The sequence below is a fragment of the Blastococcus carthaginiensis genome, from assembly GCF_030731085.1.
GTDB classification, from domain to species: Bacteria; Actinomycetota; Actinomycetes; order Mycobacteriales; family Geodermatophilaceae; genus Blastococcus; species Blastococcus carthaginiensis.
Genome location: NZ_JASNFN010000024.1, coordinates 15,939 through 34,835 on the forward strand (window position 1 = coordinate 15,939; position 18,897 = coordinate 34,835).

Here is an 18,897-nt window from a genome sequence, read left to right on the forward strand (position 1 = left end):
TCGTGCAGTCGCACACCCACACCCCAGCGGCGATCTTCGGCAACCAGTGCCGGTACGTCATCCCGCTGTTCCAGCGGCCCTACGTGTGGACCCGGGACGACCAGTGGGCTCCGCTCTGGGACGACGTCCGCACGCTGGCCGAGCGCGTCCTCGAGGCACCACCAGGTTACGGGGCCGCCCCCGTGCCGCCGCACTTCCTCGGCGCGATCGTTCTGGACCAGCAGCTCAGCCCGTCCGGCTTCCTGACCGTGCGACACGTGGTCGACGGCCAGCAGCGGTTGACCACGCTGCAGCTCCTCCTCGATGCCGCCCAGGAGGTCATCGAGAAGTACGGCAACAACCTCGATGCCGAGCGCCTCAAGGTGCTCGTCCTGAACCAGCCGCAGGTAACCCAGCATCCCGACGAGGTCTTCAAGGTATGGCCGACGGACCGGGACCAGGCCGCCTTCCGAGCCGCCATGGACAACAGCACGGCGATGCCGGCCGAGCTTGCGGACTCCCGGATCTCCCAGGCACACGCGTTCTTCGTCGCTCAGATCACCGAGTGGTGCGAGCCGGCCGGCGATCCCGACAAGGCCGCCGCCCGGCTTTCAGCACTGGCGCAGGCGCTGCACGCCCACCTCAAGCTCGTCGTCATCGACCTCGAGCCGGGCGACAACGCTCAGGTCATCTTCGAGACGCTGAACCACCGGGGGGCGCCGCTGCTGGCCGCGGACCTCGTCAAGAACCTCATCTTCCAGCGGGCGCAGGCCGAGCAGCTGGACGTCGCTGCTCTCTACAGCCAGCACTGGGCGCCCCTGGACACCGACTACTGGCGGCAACTCACCGCCCAGGGACGCCTGTACCGGCCGCGGATCGACGTCTTCCTCAACTACTGGCTCGCGATGAAGCTGCTCCGCGAGGTTCCCAGCGACCGGATTTTCATCGACTTCCGCGACCACGTCGCCACCGCGCCCGTCGCGCTGCCCGAGCTGATGGCCGAGCTGGCCAGCGACGCCGCGGTCTTCTCCACCCTGGAGGCACTGCCCGTCGACACGGTGCCTGGCCGCTTCTACTACCGCGTCATCCAGGCTCTTGACACCCGCGCGGTCATGCCGGTACTGCTGTGGCTGCTCCGCTGGCCGGGTGACCGGCTGCCGGTCGAGCAGCGGGACAAGGCGCTGAACGCCATCGAGTCCTGGCTGGTCCGTCGCACCCTGGCCCGGCTCACAGGCAAGAACATCAACCAGACGATCCTTGAACTGCTCAAGGCGCTGGACCGAAACGGCCCGGCGAGCGCCGGCGACCGAACCGAGCAGTTTCTGGCCGAGCAGCGCTCGGACGCCCGCCTGTGGCCGGACGACGACCTCGTCCGCCGTTCGCTGGAGACGGGGCCTGTCTACACGGCGCTCCTGCGGGCCCGGCTGCGGATGGTCCTCGAGGCGCTGGAAGACGACCTTCGTACCGACTACGGGGAGGGGCAACCCGCGCCGCGCCGGCTGACCGTCGAGCACATCCTGCCGCAGGCGTGGCGGCAGAACTGGCCGATCGCCTCGGACGACGTGGCCGGAGCGCTCGACCGTGACCGCCTCGTGCACGTACTGGGCAATCTCACCCTCGTCAGCGGTCGGCTCAACCCGGCCCTGTCCAACCGCCCCTGGACCAACGGCGATGGCGCGGGCAAGCGGGACTACCTGCTGGAGCACAGCTCTCTCAAGCTGAACGCCAAGGTCGTCGCCGAACATGCGACGGCGTGGTCGGACGACGACATCCGCGCCCGCACGGCGGCGCTCAGCGAGCGGTTCCTGGCGCTCTGGCCGCGTCCGTCGACGCCGGAGCCGCTCCCGGTATCTGCGTCGGCGTTCGACCCGCAGATCGTCGATGCTCAGCCGGACGATGAGGACGGCGTCGTCATCCCCTCACACACCGGCAAGTACCAGCGGCTGTGGCGGTGGCTCCGGGCTCAGGGCGCTGATGAGATCCCGCTGGCCTTCGAGCAGGTGGAGCAGATCCTCGACATGCCATTGCCGGCTTCGGCTCGCGTGCACCTGACTCACTGGTACGGCTACGAGGGAACCGCCCTCGGCCGTGCGATACGCGACGCCGGATGGCGGTCATCGGGCGTGGACCTGGTGGAGCAGCGAGTGACCTTCATCCGCGCCGACGCGTACACCGGGGACGCGCGAGGAGCCGTGAATGCGGAGGACGTCCGTGAGTGAAACCCAGGAGCCGGTAGCCACCGGGGATCCGCTTCAGCAGCGGCTCTCCGACCGTGTCGAGGAATCCGAGCTGAGCGATGACGCCAAGCTCATCGTGCTCAGTGCCTACTGGGGCGATGAGGAGCTGCGCGCAGCCCTCGATGGAGCCGTTCGCGGGGAGCAGCCGGAAGCACCGAGGCCGGACGCAGCCGAGGTGCCGAGGACGTACCTGAAGAGTGTCACGGTCACAGGATTCCGCGGGGTCGGACCGGAAGCGACGTTGGAACTGCAGGCGGGGCCCGGCCTCACCCTGGTCGTGGGCCGCAACGGCTCCGGCAAGTCGAGCTTCGCCGAGGCGGCCGAGATCGCGCTGACCGGGGTCAACGCCCGGTGGGCGAGCCGCTCCAGCGTCTGGAAGGAGAGCTGGCGCAATCTCCACCTTCCCGAAGCGGCTCCGTCGGTACGGGTGCAGCTGTCCGTCGATGGCGAGCCGCAGGCCACCTCCGTCGTCCGTGAGTGGGACGGCGAGGACGTCACCGACTCGCGGGTCTGGGTCCAGCGGCACGGTGCTCGGCGGGAGTACGGCGAGCTGGGCTGGACCGAGGCCTTGACCACCTACCGCCCGTTCCTCTCCTACTCCGAGCTGGGATCCCTGCTCGGCCGACCGTCCGACCTGTACGACGCCCTGTATCGGATCCTGGGCCTTCAGCGGGTGGCCGATGCCCAGGACCGGCTGCACGTCGCCTTCACCGAGCTCGACGGACGGCGCAAGGCGGCTGCGGAGCAGTGCAAGATCCTGCGCACGGCCGCCGGCGAGATCGAGGACGAGCGAGCCGCGCTGGTCACGGCGGCGCTTACCGGCCGGAAGCCGGATCTGGACGCCATCGCGGAAGTGCTGCGGGCCGACGCGAGCCCGACCGGTGACCTGGCCGCCCTGCGCGCCTGGGCCACCCTCGCCGCCCCGGACACCGCGGCAGCGGCCGAGGCCGCGGACGCCCTCGAGGCCGCGGCGGCCGCCAACGACCAGCTCGCCGGCGGCGACAGCGATCAGGCACGTCGGCTCGCCGCCCTGCTCGAGCGAGCCCTCGACCACGCCGACCACGCAGACGCCACCGACTGCCCGGTGTGCGGCACCGCCGACCAGCTGGACGACGCATGGCGCGTGGCGACCGGCGAGCACCTCGGCCGGCTGCGCCAGGCAGCCGTCGATGCCGACCAAGCCCAAGCCGACTTGCGGGCCGCCCGCGCATCCGCGGCCACGGCCGCGCCCACCGCGCCGGCGCTGCTCACCGCACCGGCGCCAGAGGGGATCGCCGGCGCGGCGGTGCACGCGCAGTGGCGGGCCTGGGCGGAGGGTGCCCGATCCGATGACCTGGCGGTCTCCGCCGCCGCCCTCCGGATCGGTACTCCCGAACTCGCGCGCGCCGTCACAGAGGCGGTGTCCACGGCCGCCGCCGAATTGCGCCGCCGTGAGGACTTCTGGCAGCCGCTGGCTGAGCGGCTGCGCGAGTACCTCGCCCTGGCCAGGACGGTGGCTGGAGAGGCCGCCGTTCTCGCCGACGTCAAGGCTGCACGCCAGTGGCTCCGCAGCCAGGCCGATGCGCTGCGGGACGAGGGCCTGGCGCCGATCGCCGCTCGGGCCGCCGACATCTGGGATCGGTTGCGCCAGGAGAGCAACATCGACCTCGGGCCGGTGCGGCTCAAGGGCACCCGCACCCAGCGCCACGTGGCGGTCGACGTAACAGTCGACGGTGACGCGAGCGCGGCGCTCGGTGTCATGAGTCAGGGTGAGCTGCACGCGCTGGGGTTGGCGCTCTTCCTCCCGCGGGCCATGCTGGAGCCGAGTCCGTTCGGCTTCCTCGTCATCGATGACCCGGTGCAGGCCATGGACCCCACCAAGGTTGACGGCCTCGCCCGCGTACTGGCCGACGCGGCGCGCACCCACCAGGTCGTCGTCTTCACCCACGACGACCGACTGCCCGAGGCGGTGCGCCGGCTGCAGTTGCCCGCGACCGTCTGGGAGGTGCTGCGTCGAGAACGCAGCCTTGTGGAACTGCGCAAGTGCGTCGACCCGGTCGCCCGCCACCTGGACGACGCCCGCGCCGTCGCACGGACCGAGGACCTGCCTCCGACTGTCCGCGCCCGCGTCGTCGCCGGCTTCTGCCGCAGTGCTTTGGAGGCCACCTGTCACGAAATCGTGCGCGCCCGGAGGCTCGGCCGGGGAGACCCGCACGCGGACGTCGAAGCGGCCATCTCTGCCGCCGAGACGCTCACGCGGACGGCTGCACTGGCCTTGCTCGACGATGCTGACCGGGGCGGCGAGGTCCTGCGGGTCTACAACGAGCGCCACGGGCGGTGGGCCGGTGACGTGCACCTCGCCTGTAATCGGGGCGCGCACGGCGGCGCTGCGGTCGATCCGGTGGCGCTCGTGAACGACACACGCCGACTCGCCGGTGAGTTGCGCCGTCGCTTCGGTATCGGAGCCGCCCGGTGAAGGAAGACCTCCTGACCCACGCCGACCGGATGCTCAGAGATGACACCGCCCGCACGGCCGGTTGGTGGCCGCGCACGGTGGCTTTTCTACTCCGCGGCGCGCTCGAGGAGGATCTCACCGCCTTCTGGTTCCGCACCCGTCCCGGCACCGAACGGGCATCGATGCGGGCGCAGCTGCACGTGCTGCTCGAAGAAGACCCACCAGGCACCGAGGTCGGCCGCGACGCGGCGGCGGCTTGGAACGCATTGAGCCGTGCCTGCCACCACCACGCCTATGAGCTCGCACCTACCGCTGCCGAGCTGCGGACTTGGCACACCACGGTGCTGAACATCCGTACCGCCCTCCGCGAGCAAGGCACGGCCGCACCCCCGATGTCGATAACAGCTTGATCCGCACCGGGAGGACTCCGTGTTGAGACGACCCGTCTGTACGGCGGTTCCGTCAGCTGGCCGTGAGGAAGTCCGCGTACCTCTGCTCTAGGCGCTCGCGATCGGGTCGGGCTGCCCGGTGGTGAGGGACGGTCAACTGCACACCGTGCATCTCCTGGATCCCGTGCTTGAGCATCGGTCCGTCGACCTCGAGCAGGACGTCCTTGCGCACCTGGACGACGAAGTCCGGCCGGACGCCGATGATGTCGCGGTCGTAGGCGGCGTGGTGGATCTTGCAGAGGCTCAGCCCGTTGGGGACGACCGGCAGCCCGCCCTCGTCCGAGTCCCGGACGATGTGCGCGGCGTCCAGCAGGTCGGTGTGCTGCAGACGGCACACGGCACACCGCTTCTCGTAGGCCTGAAGAACGCGGGCGCGGAACACCGGCTGGTGCAGACGGGCGCGCACCAGGCGCTCGAAGTAGGACCTACCGTCCTCTGTGAGCGACCCGAACGACTCCGGATCGACGAGGCGTTGGGCCTGGTCGACGGCGATGAGGAAGGCGTGCTCCTCGGCGTGCTCGGCGACGACGTACACGGGAAACTGTGCCTGGTAGACGCTCTTCGCCACGCCGATGAAGTAGGCGAGCGGTCGCTGCTGCTGCATCGCCGTTCGGAGTGCCCTGTTGTCGGAATGGTTCGGATCCGTGCCGCGGTAGGCGTACTTCACGAGGCCGCCAGGCGCGATGGCGTCCTCGTACGGGGGAAGCTGGTTGGGGGCGGTGAAGGTGGTGCGGATCGTCAACGCGGCGTCCAGGGCCGCGGGCTTCCAGATGCCGGGCTGGACGACCAGCTTCAGTGGCTGTCCCGCCACGGTGAACTGATTGATCTCCGCCGACGTCACGCCCTCGGGGTGTAGCGCCGTGAGCCGCTCCAGGTGGGAGAACATCGCCGTCCGCACCTGTTCGTCGTACACGCCCGCTCCTCACCCTGGTGCTGCCGACGGCCGCGACGGGTTGCAGTGCTTGCAGCCCGCGACGGCAGACTAGCGGCCATCTCGCGGCAGGGGAGGCGGCGCCAGGGTCAAGCCCGCTGGTGTTGTGTGTGACGGCTACCGCGTCACTAGCTCGGCATCCACCGGCTGGCAGACCGGGAACAGCCCACGCGGCGCTTGTGGCTCGTGTGCCCAATGTTCGAAGGGATGCTCCTTTTCGGTGACGGACCCGTCCGGGTTTCCGAATACATCGGGGCGGGATGGCAACGTCTCGAAAGACGGCCGCTCCCTGGTCGGCTCGAACGTACGCGGGGGAACACATGCAGCATCAGTCGACGGCGGACGTGGCCCTCGCTTCCCACGGCAGCCTCGATGGAGTCTTCGCGTGACCGCCGTCGTGATTCCGACTGTCGCAACAGGCCCAAGTCAGCATCCTGAGCATCAGCTCGAGCAGGCCTACGTCACGCGGGCGTACGAGCTGCTCGACAAGGGCTTGGCGAGCGTCGAGCAGACCTACCAGAGCTACGAGGAAGGCAACCGGGCCACGGCCACGGCGCTGAGGCGCGCGCTGGAGATTCTCCGCAACAGCCGTGGCTCGGGTCAGCTCGTCTTCGGGCGAGTGGACCAGGACGGGGAGCCGCTCTACATCGGCCGCCGGCGGGTTCATGACGAGTCGAAGAACCTCGTCGTCGCCAGCTGGCACGCGCCCGCAGCGCGGGTCTTCTACGAGGCGACCACACAGGACCCGTGCGGGCTCCAGCTCAAGCGCGTGTTCAGCGAGCAGGATCGTGTGCTGTCGCGGGTCGTCGACGAGATCACCGCCGCAGCCGCCGCAGACGTCAGCGACGAGGAGCTGGACGGCCCCACTCCGATCAGCGACGCGCTCCTGTCCGAGCTCGACCGATCCCGCGACGGCGCGATGCGGGAGGTCGTCGCCACCATCCAGGCGGAACAGTTCCGCATCATCAGGGCGGCCCGGGACCAGGTCCTCGTCGTCCAGGGCGGCCCGGGGACGGGGAAGACCGTCGTCGGCCTCCACCGGGCAGCGTGGCTCGCGTTCAACGACGAGGCTCTCCGCCGGGCAGGGATCCTGGTCGTGGCGCCGAGCACGGCGTTCCTGGCCTACATGAGTGGCGTGCTGCCCTCGCTGGATGCCTCGGACATCCTGCAGGTCGACCTCTCGTCCTTATACGCGGGTGAGGCCACGCCCGCCGCTGTCGACGCACCCGAGGTCGCACGGGTCAAGGGCAGTGCGGCGATGGCTGTGGTCCTGCAGCGTGCGCTGCTGGCCCGACGTGGCTGGGGCGACGAAGACCTCGAGCTCTCCCTCGGGGGTGGGCGCGCGGTCGTGCCGTCGTCACGGATTCGCGCCCTCGTGGAGGACGTCAGTCGACGCGAGCTGCCGCACAACCAGGCGCGTGACGTCCTCCGGCAGGCGCTGTCCGCTGCAGCCTTCGCCGCGTACACGGAGGCGCAGGCGGACGCAGGCCGGGCGGTCATCGCCACGGAGCCGGCCATCCGCCGCCTGTCGACGTTCACGAACGCCCTCGACCGGATGTGGCCGACCTTCACCGCGGAGGAACTGCTCCGGAGCCTCTACGGGACGCAGTCATGGCTCGTGGACGCCTCCGCCGGGGTGCTGTCGGCCGACGAACGCGCCGGTCTGTTCCGTGAGGCGAGGGCGAGCATCGCCGACGAGCCTTGGACCGTCGACGACCTCTTCTGCCTGGACGAGCTGTCCTTCCTCCTGAACGGCGAGGTCCGCACCTACGGGCACGTGGTCGTCGACGAGGCGCAGGACCTGTCCCCGATGCAGGCGCGAGCCCTTGCGCGCCGGTGCCCCGAGGGTTCGTTCACCGTGCTTGGCGACCTGGCCCAGGCGACCGGCCCGTGGATCCGCGACGACTGGGCCGAGCTGACCGATCACCTCTCCGGTGGCACCGCGAACGTCGAGACCCTGTCCATCGGCTACCGCGTGCCGGGCGAGGTACTGGAGCTGGCTTCCCGGCTGCTCCCGCTGATCTCGCCCGGTCTCACGGCACCCCGCTCGGTCCGCGCCGGCGCAGGAGCTCCCACCGTGCACCTCGACGCGATGGAGCCGGGAGAAGACCGCGCGCTCGAGCTGGCGCAGCAGGATGTGGAGAGCGGCATGACCACGGCCATCGTGGTGCCGGACTCGTCCTACGGCGGTCTGCTCGCGTCCTACCGGCAGGTCGACGAATCGATCGGCGACGGAGGCAGCGGCGACTTCGGCCAACCGCTGACCGTCGTCCCTGCCTCGGTGGTCAAGGGGCTCGAGTTCGACTCCGTCGTCCTCCTGCACCCAACCGAGCTCGCCCGCTCTTCCATCGACGGACAGCGACAGCTCTACGTGGCGATGACGCGGTGCACCCAGGTGCTCCGCCTCGTTGACGCCGAGGAGCTTCCCGAGGGGCTCGACCACCTGGTGCCGCCACGGCCGGTCGTGGCGATGGCTGCGTCCGTGGAGGCAGCCTGCGCCGACCTGGAAGTCGCGCTCGACGAGCGCTCCCTCGAGCCGGATCGCGACCCGCTCACCGAACTCATCGCACAGCTGGACCAGGACGACCGGCGTCTGGTCGAGAACCTCGTGCGCCGGCTCCTGCAGGGAGGCATCCGTGACACGCTCTTCTGATCGGCCGGAGTCCGAGGACGCGAGTCTCGGTCTCCCGGATGCCCTGGACCGGAAGCTGCGTCGGCAGATCGCGGAGTGGCGCGCAGCCCTCGTCGCCGTCGACGGTCGGCAACGGCTGGTCTACTTCAAGCACGTCCAGACGGCGTCGCTGGAGATCACCGCGCCCGGGCTCGACGGCTTGCTCGGCGTGGTGGCTACCGGCAAGGCCGTCGTCACCACAGAGCAGGCCGGCGACCTCGACGACGATCGGGGGCGGCTTGCCTCCCTGCGGAGCGATCGGCCGCGGATCGAGGTCGGCAACAAGACGCCCGAGAAGCTTCCCAATGCGCTGCGGCGACTCGACCAGGTCAGCCAGAGCACGTACGCCGACCGCGGGTTCTGGAGCCTGTACATCGGGGCCGGGTTCCTCAGCTGGCTCGATCCTGACGAGAAGCGGGTCGAGAGCCCCCTGCTCCTGGTGCCGGTTCAGCTGCACCGCGAGGGCGACGCCAGCGCGTGGTCACTGGCATCCACCGAGGACGACATCGTTCTGAACCCGGCGCTCCAGCTCCTCATGGAGCAGAACTACGGCCTCGCACTGCCGACTCCCGATGCCGACGGTGTCGTCGTCCGCGACTACCTCGCCCAAGTCGCGGCGGTGGTCGGAGGGCAGCAGGACTGGACGGTTGTCGAGCGCGCCGTCCTGACCAACTTCAGCTTCCACAAGGAGGCGATCTTCCGGGACCTGCTCAACCACGAGCAGCAGGTCCTCGAGCACCCGATGGTGCAGCTGCTGGCTCTCGGCCCGGACTCGCCGACCGGGGAGCAGTTCGACTTCCAGCCCGTCCACCAGGACGACGTCGACCGGGTCGTGCCGCCCGAGCAGCTGATGAGCATCCTCGACGCCGACAGCAGCCAGCGTCGCTGCATCCTCGCTGCACGCGACGGGCGCAGCTTCGTCATGGACGGCCCTCCGGGCACGGGCAAGAGCCAGACCATCGCCAACATCATCGTCGAGCTGATGGCCTCCGGGCGCTCCGTGCTCTTCGTCAGCGAGAAGGCCGCCGCCCTCGACGTCGTCCGCAATCGGCTCGCGGAGAAGCAGCTCAGCCCCTTCCTGCTGCAGCTGCACAGCCACGCGGCGACGCGCAAGCAGGTCGCCGCGGAGCTGCACCGCGCCCTCACGCAGTCCCCGCGCGCCTCTGCTCGCTTCACCGACGTCGAGCTCTCGGCCCTGACCCAGGACCGGTTGCAGCTGAGCGACTACGCCGAGGCGATGAACGAGGTGCGCAAGGTTCTCGGGCGCAGCTTCTTCGACGTCCTCGGCCGCGTTGCACACCTGGAGCCGTACCGGCACGTCGCGGTCCCCGTGTCCCCGAGCTGGGCGGACCTTGGCGACAGCACCTTCGCGGCCATCTTGGACCGATCAGCTCGACTGGCACGGGCCTGGGAGCCGGTTCTCCAAGGTGACGACTTCCTCTGGCGCGACCTCGACGTGGGGACCATCGGGCGGCTCGACGTCGACGGCATGCGGCGATCGACCCAGCACGCGCGGGATGCCGTCGCCGCGCTCAGGAGCCGTTGCTCGGCGGTCGACGCGGACCTCGGGATGTCCTTCGGCAACCGCGACCGGGACGTGCAGCGACGTCACCAGGTGCTCTCGCTCGTGGAGTCCCGTCCGGACGGGGCGCTGGTCTCGTGGCTGTCCGCCGGCGACACGGACTTCATCGCCGTCCACGATCGCGCGGCGGAGCTGAAAGACCAGGTCGCCGAGCACCAGGACGTCACCTCGAGGCTGCTCCGGGAGGCTGGTCCGCGTCACGCCGAGCTGGACAGTGACCGCGCCGACGACGTCCAAACCCTGCTCGATCCGGTGGCCGTGGATTGGGTCCCCGGCGGGGCCACGACCGCCACCCAGTCCCGGCAGCTGGTCCAGTGGCTCGGCCACCTGCCGCAGCGGCTGGTCGAGGTGCTGGGAATGACGCAGCGATTGGGTGGCGCGCTCGGCTTCGGGGCGGAGAACCCGACCCTGGCCGTCGCCCGGCGCCTCGCCGATCTGGCCGTCCTCGGAGAGGTCACGGCACGGCCGCTGGCACCGTGGTTCAACCCCAGCCTCCATGCGGCGCTCCAGGAGTCCGAGCGGGTGCTGGGCACGCTGGTGGCCACCATGCAGGGCCGCCGAGCAGCACTCGAAGGCGTGTTCACCCCGAAGGCGCTCGATCTCGAGCTGGCGGCCCTCGACCACCGGTTCCGAGAGGTGCACACGGGGCTGCGTCGTTGGTCCGGTCAGGCGCGTGCCGATCGCAAGCAGCTCAAGGCCGTCACCGTCTCGGGCAAGGTCACTCCCGACGTCCTCTCGCTCCTCGGGGAGGCGGCCGAGTGGCAGCGGGCGGAGCACGCCCTGGACCAGGGCGAGATCGATCACGCGTCCCGGCTGGGCACTTACTACCGCCGCGGTGACACGGACTTCGGACGATTGGCAACGGCGATCGAGGTCGCCCGCCAGGCCGTTCGTCTGGCCGGCGACGACCTGGACATGCGCGCGCTCTCCAGCCAGCTGGCTGTCGACGGCGATCCCGATCCGATGCTCACCACCGTGGGTGCTCGGCTGCAGACCCTCGCCGGTCAGCTGCACACGGAGATCGAGCAGCAGCTCGGCGCATTCGGGTCCGGTGCGTTGGAGATGCCGCTGCATCAGCTCGCGGAGTGGTGCGCTCGTGCGGCCACCACCTTCGCACTCGGCGTCGAAGCGGCCGAGCACGTCGCTGCCGTGACCGGTCGAGACGTCACCGTGCGGGAGACGCGGGATGTGCTCCGGATCGCCCGTCGCCGAGACGATGCGGGAGCACGCATCTTCGAGACGTACGAAGGCGACCAGCAGATGCTCGGGCCGGCGTACCGGGGCCTCGACACCTCGTGGGCCGACCTCGAGCGTGCGCTCGCATGGGCGGGCGACGTCCGCGAACAGCTCGGCGGTGCGGTCGCCCCGGCCGTCGCCGAGAAGGTCGTCTCCCCGAGCTTGACGGCCGCCGACCTCACCTCGTTGGTCGATCGCTGGTCGGCCGCAGCCGGTGAGGTTCTCCGTCTCTTCCTCGACGGCCGATCGCGGGAACTGGGCGAGGGGTTCGCGTTGGACCTCGAGGACGCCGAGAACCTCCTCGACGAGATGACCGGGCGCGCCGCCACCGACATCGAGGACTGGATCGAGTACACGCGCCTCACCGAGTGGTTCGGCGATCACGGACTGAGCGGCGTCCTGGAGGAGCTGGTGGCCGCCGTCGTTCCCGCCACCGACGTCGCCCCGGCCATCGAGCGGGCGACGTTGATGGCGTGGGTCGAAGCGACCGTGCGCGTCGACGATCGGCTCGAGCGCTACCGCGCGGCTGATCGTGATGCCCTGGTGGAGGACTTCCGGGCACTCGACCGCCGACAGGTCGACGACCGCTACGCCGGCGTCGTCTCCCAGTGTGCAGCTCGGCGGCCGAGCTCGAACGGGAGCAGGGCCGCGCACATCATCACGCGCGAAGCGGTGAAGAAGACCCGGCACAAGCCGATCAGGCAGCTGCTCGCCGAGACCGCCTCGCTCGTCCAAGATCTGAAGCCCTGTTTCATGATGAGCCCGCTGGCGGTGTCCCAGTTCCTGCCGGCCGACATGCGCTTCGACGTCGTCATCTTCGACGAGGCGTCCCAGGTTCTCCCCTGGGACGCGGTCAACTGCATCTACCGAGGAGATGCGCTCATCGTCGCGGGTGACGAGAAGCAGCTGGAGCCGACGGCCTTCTTCACGGCGTCCACCGACAGCGAGGACCTCACCGAGGACCAAGACGAGGCGACGGATTCGTTCGAGTCGCTCCTCCTGCTTGCCAAGGCATCCGGTGGACTGCCCAACCTGCCATTGCTGTGGCACTACCGGAGCCAGCACGAATCGCTGATCAGCTACTCGAATCACCGGATCTACGACGGGGGGCTGCACTCCTTCCCCGGCGCGACGTTCGAAGCGCCGGACCTCGGTGTGGAGAGCTTCGTCGTCGACGGCGTCTACAACCGCGGTACGACTCGCGACAACCCCATCGAGGCGGAGTTCGTCGTCGACCGGGTGCTGCACCACGCGACGATGCACCCCCGCCTGTCCATCGGGGTGGTGGCGTTCAGCTCGACACAGGTCGAGGCGGTGTTTGCCGCCATGGAACGCCGTTCCGTCGACGAACCCGTCCTGCGGCGGTTGCTGAGCGACCACGATCGACTCGACGGGTTCTTCATCAAGAGCCTGGAGAGCGTCCAGGGCGACGAGCGGGACGTCGTCATCTTCACGATCGGCTATGGCCCCGACGAGCACGGCAAGATGACCATGAACTTCGGTCCGCTGAACCGGAAGCGCGGATGGCGGCGTCTGAACGTGGCCGTCACCCGCGCCCGCCGGCGGGTCGAGGTGGTCTCGTCGTTCCGAGCTGGACGGATCACCACGGACGAGTTCCCAATGCCGACGGACGAGCAGAACGGCGTTCCGCACCTCAAGTCCTATCTCGACTTCGCCGCCCGTGGGCTCCCGGCGCTGGCCGTCGACGCCCGGGAGGGCATCACGGCCCCCGAGAGCCCCTTCGAGGAGGACGTGCTCGAGGTCGTCCGGGGTATGGGCTACGCCGTCGACCCCCAGGTCGGGAGCGCCGGCTACCGCATCGACATGGCCGTACGTCACCCGGAGCGCGAGGGGGAGTACGTGCTCGCCATCGAGTGCGACGGCGCCATGTACCACTCGGCCAAGGCGGCCCGGGACCGCGACCGACTCCGCCAGCAGGTGCTCGAAGGACTCGGTTGGCGGATGCACCGCATCTGGGGGCTGAGCTGGGTCCGCGACCGTCGCGGCCAGACGGAGCGGCTCCGTGCTGCCATCGAGGCGGCTGTGCGCGGCGACGCCTCTCCCGCTCCTCGGGCGCCCGAGGAACCGGCTCCCGAAGTGCTGTTCGACGAGGTGGACTTCGAGGCCAAGCCCGATTGGGCGGTGCCGTACCCGGCGCCATCCGAGTACGGCCGCCGACCCGGCGAGCGGACCTGGGCGACGCCGGGATCGAAGGATGCACTGCCCGCCATCCGGACCTACCTGGAGCGTGTGCTCCGCGAGGAGGCGCCGCTGCACCACGGTCGTCTGTTGGAACGCTTCCGCAGTGACTGGGAGGTGGGACGAGCTGGAGCCGCGATCCAGCAGAACATCGACCTCATGCTGTCGAAGGTCACCGTCGATGGCCGGCGGACCATCCGTGACACGGCTGGCTTGCTCTCGCTCTCCGGTGCCGAGATGACGCAGGTCCGGGTGCCGGCGGGTGATGAGGGGGTCCGCAAGGTCGGTTGGATCCCGCCGGCGGAACTCGACCTCGCTGTGCTGCTGCTGGTTCGTGATGCGCGGGCGATGGAGGTCGCCGACCTGTCGACTGCGGTCGCCCGGCTGTTCGGCTGGCGCAGGCAGGGCTCGGACATCCAGACGGCCGTCTCGGCAGCCATCTCTCGGCTCCAGCAGTCTGGCTCGCTGGTCAACGAGGACGGTGAGCTGCGGCTGGGTGACCGCGTTCTGCCGATCATCGACACGGTCGCCGTGCCTCCGCCCACGAGTCCGCCAGCTGCAGAACCGGAGACACTATTCGACGAGGAATTCGCTCAGCCGCAACGGGCAGCCGAACCGCTCGCGGCCGCCGATCGGCTCCGGGAGGAGCGGGCCGATACGGGCGAGGAGTCCGCAGCTGCACCGGTCGGAAGAGCACCCGACCGCCCTTCAAAGCGTCTCCTCAAGTCGTTCGACGATCGCATCCGCGCTGACTTGGCGTACGTGCGCACGGCTTGCGGATACGAGCCCGCTCACTTCACCAGCCGCGTGTTGGCGGCGGGTGCGCGCCAGGCCGTGAAGGAGCTGCTGGCGGACGAGGAAGCGCGCTTCAACTGGCGCCGGTTGGCCAAGAGTTCGCTGCTCCACAAGAGCCCGGCGGCAGGCGTGCTCGGTCCGGAGTTCTCGGGCATGTTCTCGGATCGCGAGCGGGCTGCTGCCAGGCAAAGGCTCCAGGCTTTCGAGCCGATGACGGATGAAGTGGCGGCAATCCTGCGGGAGGCGGAGCCGGGCTGAGACTGAGCAGCGCCCGAAGGCTCATGGCGCTCGAAGACTTTCCCGGGCTACGAGGAAGCGACATCGCGTACGTGACGTGCATCATACGATGCGGTGGCCCCGTCGCCTCGAGCCGACGTGTTCAGACAGCAGGGAGTCGCGGATGAGCAACCTGAACCACGAACGTCCCCTGTTCCGGGTGATGAACGCTGGGGGAGGAGAGCGAGTCCGCACGATCAAGGAGGAGCTCGACAGCGCCTGGGCCGGCGCAGCGGTGGACCAGGACGGCCGTCGGGTGATGCCGCGGTGCGGATTGTGTGGATCCACGAAGGTGTCGAGTCGGCGGCCGCGTTGCAAACAGTGCGTCTCGGACACGGAGAAGGTTCGAGAGGCACGTTCGTATCCAGCCGCCGGCGCGGGCCCTCGAGGCGACTCCCGGTCGACCGTTAGGCGTCGCACCGGGACCTGCCCGGAATGCCACACCGAACTACCGAAGTCAGGAGTCTGCGGCTTCTGCTGGTGACGGCCGGCCTCGCAGGCAAGGTCGGGGCGAGTATCCGACGTTGCTTGTGTCCCGCGCCCGATGAAGTGTTGCGGACCTCAGGGGCGATTGCAGCGGCCGGCGCGTTACCACGCGTCTTGTGATCGATCGATCCTCCGGTCTCGGCGGCTTTCATTAACCCGACGACGACTCCGCCGAGCGCTGCGGCGTTGAACCACCGGGCAGCCGCTGCGCCACCGCGTCCCTGACGCTCGTGTAGTACCGAGGAGCTCGTCGCGGCTGGCTTGGACGTCGACCAGAGGTCCTGCCCGTGCCGCGGACATCGGCGGCGATGCAGAGCCCGTTGTGCGTCTTGTCGGCCGCCGTCATGAGCAGCGCGTCGAGCGGCCTGTCGGCGAGGCCGGCCGGGTACGCCCGCGCGCGCTCAGCCACGCGAAGCCGAAAGATGCTCGGCGAGTCATCGCCCCCTCCGGCCCGCACGCTTTTATGGTGACGCCAAAGGCCGGGGGTCCCTCGAGTAGCGGCGAAGGTCCCGAGCCACCCGGCGCCGGGTCTTGCCCGGAAGCGAGAGGGGCCCTGCCCGCACCGTTGGTGTCCTCCGGTGTCGGGTGGGCCCCTCGTTCTGTCAGCGACTGCTTTCGAGTGCGCAGACCATTCACCTACCCCTGCTTTCGGAGCCGCCGCAGGGCTGCGGTGAAGCTGTCATTCCAGAGGCCGAGGTGCGGCCAGCGCTCGGCGACGTGCGCCGTCGCCTCCTCGACCGACATCCCCTTTCACGCACCAGCCAGCCGCCCAGCACGAGCCCAGTTCTTGAGGCGCCGCCGTGGCAGTGCACCAGCAAGCGATGTCCCTCCTCCTGTAGCGCCGCCATGTCGTCCAGGACCTCGGCGTTGTGCTCGTTGTCGGCTATGTAGGCCATCCGGTGCACCAGGTGGGGGAACGGCTCGCCGAGCCGGCACAGCGAGATGACGGCGAAGTGCTCCCCGGGTGGAAACTCGGGGTGGCGCCGGCTCCGGCAAGACGTCTTCGTGCGCTGAGTGGATCGCTCGTAGAGGGGCCCTTCTGGCGCCGTTGGTTCGACTGAGCCCGGCGGGCAACCAGCCGATATCCCGACCACATTCGTACCGCCGGCACCACCTGCCCGAGGTGCCCGTCCAGACGTCACGGTCGGCATGGTGCGTCCCGGGAATCGAGCGATGAGCACTTACGGTTCGCCGACGACCTGGATCACTCATGCCGGAGGACAAACCGTGGTTCTACCCCTCATCCCGCTCGCTCTGATCGGGCTCGGCACGGGCACGGGGCTCGGCGGCCTGGCCACCGGCGTCATGGGCGCTCTGAAGATGAAGGACGCCGGAGCGACCGCCGACGCCGCTCAGAAGCGGTATGACGAGTCGCTGGCTCGCACCGAGGAGCGCGTCGGGAAGAGCAACGAGCGCATTCACGAGTACGGCCGGCAGCAGGAGCAGGCCCGTCGGCTGGTGATCGAGCGGATGGCTGCCTTCATCGAGCGGCACAGCGCGCAGGTCAAGCAGAGCGCAGCGCAGTTTCTCGCCGGCATCGATGCGGAGCAGCGGGAGATCGAAGGGTTCGCCGGGGCCCTGACCGCGGACGTGAATTGGCTCAAGGGCGCCGGTGTGGCCGCCTTGACCGGAGCCGGCGCTTCCGCGGGCATCCCGAGCGCGGTCACTGCCCTGGGTGCGGCCAGCACCGGCACCGCCATCAGCTCGCTGTCCGGCGCCGCCGCGCAGAACGCCACCATGGCCTGGCTGGGCGGTGGATCGCTGGCTGCCGGCGGGGGCGGTGTTGCGGTCGGAACCGCTGCTCTCGGCGTGGTGACCATCGGCCCGACGCTGCTCATCGGCGGTCTGACCTTGAATGGTCAGGGCGAGAAGGCGGTGACCAAGGCGAAGGAGTACGAGGCGGAGGTGGCCGTCGCGGTCGAGGACCACGCGGCCTTCCGCTCGTTCCTCGACACGCTGGACACGCGGGTCGACGAAGTGAGCGGAGTCCTTGCCGGACTCGTGGAACGTGCCCAGGAGGCTCTCTCCACGGTGGAGCAGTCCGACTTCGACTGGAAGCAGCACCACGCCGAGTTCCAGCGCGCGATGTCGCTGACGCGCGCGGTCCGGGACATCTGCACCGTGCCTCTCGTCGCCGAGGACGGGCAGATGAACTCGGACGTGACCCGCGTGATCCTCAAGTACAAGGAGATGAAGTGACGGTCGCCAAGAAGCCGGTGGAGGGGGTCGTCCTCCCGCCCGCCGCATCCGCGCTGCGTGCGGTCGACGCCCTCGGGGCGCTCAACAACGTCATAGACGGCGCCCGCGATTACCTCCGCCTGCGCGAGGAGGAACAGACCACGCGGGCGAAGATCGACGCCTACGCCAAGGTCGAGGTTGCTCGCATCCAGGAAGCGAGCTCCTTGCTCAAGCACTACTTCGAGCAGGTGTTCGCCGAGCGGTCCACGACGATCGACGGGCTCTTCCGCCACCTCGACGTCGCCATGACCAGCGGAGACGGAAAAGCCACCGACGCTGCGCTCCAGGGCATCGTCGACCTGGCCAAGTCGTCACCGCTCGTCGACATGGGCGACCTGAGCCAGGTCCGGAAGGCGATGGACGACCCGGACCACGTCTGGGAGCTGTAGGCGGCTCGGACGCACGATCGATCGGGAACTGGCGGAGCCTCGGCTGCTTCGGTACCGGCCAGAGCTCACCATGACTACGATGTAGTCATGGCGACGCCTCGTTCCGTGCGGTTGTCCGACGACGTACTCGGTCGCCTCACTGACCTGGCCGGGCGGCGTGGCGCCTCGGTCTCCTCCACCATTGAACGGCTGCTCGACGAGGCGCTGCGCCGGGAGGCTCATCCGGGGATCACCTTCCGGAACGGCCCCAGCGGTCGGCGGGCCGGACTGGTGGCCGGTCCGGACGTCGACGAGGTGATCCGGACTCTCCGTGGCATCCAGGAGGAGCGAGCGCAGGACGTAATCGCCGCGGTCGTCGAGACGACCTCGCTGACCGAGGTGCAGGTGCGTGCAGCGGTCGCCTACTACGCCGATCACCCAGCCGAGATCGACGCCAGGATCGCCGCCAACGAGCGGGCCGCCGAGGAACTGGAGGCGGCCTGGCGTCGCCAGCAGGAGATCCTGGCCGGCCCCAGCCGGTGAGGTTGCTGCTCGACGAGATGTACCCGCGACGGCTTGCCGAGCAGTTGCGGGCTGAGGGTCACGACGTCGTCGCCGTCGTCGAGCTACCGGACCTGGTGGGTCACGAGGACGCCGACATCGCACGCTGGGCCCGGCAGAACACGCGCGTCGTGGTCACCGAGAACATCGTCGACTTCGCCCCGCTCGGCGTCGAGGAACATGCAGGCGTGCTGCTCGTCAACGCCCGCCGCTGGCCGCGTACGCCGAGTGGGCTACCGCGGTTGCTGGCGGCCCTGCACGCCTGGCTCGACGCCCGACCCGGCGCCGACGACCGCAGCAGACGGGGTGCCGGCCTGGTCGAGTGGTTGTGAGCCCGCCGTTCCCCGGGCGGCGCCGTCCGTGACAGGGTTCCGAAGGACCGACTCGCAGCACCACGGGGGAACGTTGCCGCACTCACCGATGTCCGTCGCGCTCGAGCCGAGCGGGAACTGAGC

Annotated in this window: 10 protein-coding genes; 9 read left to right on the forward strand and 1 reads right to left on the reverse strand. The window is 69.6% G+C overall.

Going from position 1 to position 18,897, the window contains the following annotated elements; all coding sequences use genetic code 11:
• Window positions 1–2 precede the first annotated feature (2 nt).
• From QOZ88_RS17325 to QOZ88_RS17335, 3 genes are read left to right on the forward strand one after another with little or no spacing between them, the layout of a single operon-like run.
• Complete coding sequence (locus tag QOZ88_RS17325; RefSeq protein WP_306000963.1) at window positions 3–2,198, forward strand: DUF262 domain-containing protein; 2,196 nt, start codon at window positions 3–5, stop codon at window positions 2,196–2,198.
• On the forward strand, window positions 2,176–4,671 hold the full coding sequence (locus tag QOZ88_RS17330) for an AAA family ATPase (RefSeq protein WP_306000964.1): 2,496 nt from the start codon (window positions 2,176–2,178) through the stop codon (window positions 4,669–4,671). The genes QOZ88_RS17325 and QOZ88_RS17330 overlap by 23 nt, the downstream gene beginning before the upstream one ends.
• Complete coding sequence (locus tag QOZ88_RS17335) at window positions 4,668–5,060, forward strand: hypothetical protein (protein WP_306000965.1); 393 nt, start codon at window positions 4,668–4,670, stop codon at window positions 5,058–5,060. The genes QOZ88_RS17330 and QOZ88_RS17335 overlap by 4 nt, the downstream gene beginning before the upstream one ends.
• A gap of 52 nt (window positions 5,061–5,112) precedes the next feature.
• Here QOZ88_RS17335 and QOZ88_RS17340 read toward each other — a convergent pair whose 3' ends face one another.
• Window positions 5,113–6,012, reverse strand: a complete 900-nt coding sequence (locus QOZ88_RS17340; protein ID WP_306000966.1) for an HNH endonuclease — start codon at window positions 6,010–6,012, stop codon at window positions 5,113–5,115.
• Between the two features lie 403 nt (window positions 6,013–6,415).
• Between QOZ88_RS17340 and QOZ88_RS17345 the strand changes: the two genes are divergently transcribed.
• The 6 genes from QOZ88_RS17345 (at window position 6,416) to QOZ88_RS17370 (ending at window position 18,774) form a co-directional block, all read left to right on the forward strand.
• Window positions 6,416–8,683 (forward strand): HelD family protein, encoded by a 2,268-nt coding sequence (locus QOZ88_RS17345; RefSeq protein WP_306000967.1) that lies wholly within the window; start codon window positions 6,416–6,418, stop codon window positions 8,681–8,683.
• The gene (locus QOZ88_RS17350) at window positions 8,667–14,771 is read left to right on the forward strand and encodes a DUF4011 domain-containing protein (RefSeq protein ID WP_306001057.1); all 6,105 of its coding nucleotides are present in this window, start codon (window positions 8,667–8,669) and stop codon (window positions 14,769–14,771) included. Before QOZ88_RS17345 ends, QOZ88_RS17350 begins: the two co-directional genes overlap by 17 nt.
• A 1,677-nt stretch (window positions 14,772–16,448) precedes the next feature.
• A complete protein-coding gene (locus QOZ88_RS17355) occupies window positions 16,449–17,474 on the forward strand; it encodes a hypothetical protein (protein WP_306000968.1) in 1,026 nt (341 codons plus the stop codon).
• Window positions 17,471–17,902 (forward strand): hypothetical protein, encoded by a 432-nt coding sequence (locus QOZ88_RS17360; RefSeq protein ID WP_306000969.1) that lies wholly within the window; start codon window positions 17,471–17,473, stop codon window positions 17,900–17,902. The genes QOZ88_RS17355 and QOZ88_RS17360 overlap by 4 nt, the downstream gene beginning before the upstream one ends.
• A gap of 87 nt (window positions 17,903–17,989) precedes the next feature.
• Complete coding sequence (locus QOZ88_RS17365) at window positions 17,990–18,424, forward strand: ribbon-helix-helix protein, CopG family (protein ID WP_306000970.1); 435 nt, start codon at window positions 17,990–17,992, stop codon at window positions 18,422–18,424.
• A complete protein-coding gene (locus QOZ88_RS17370) occupies window positions 18,421–18,774 on the forward strand; it encodes a DUF5615 family PIN-like protein (protein ID WP_306000971.1) in 354 nt (117 codons plus the stop codon). Before QOZ88_RS17365 ends, QOZ88_RS17370 begins: the two co-directional genes overlap by 4 nt.
• The last annotated feature ends 123 nt before the right edge of the window (window positions 18,775–18,897 follow it).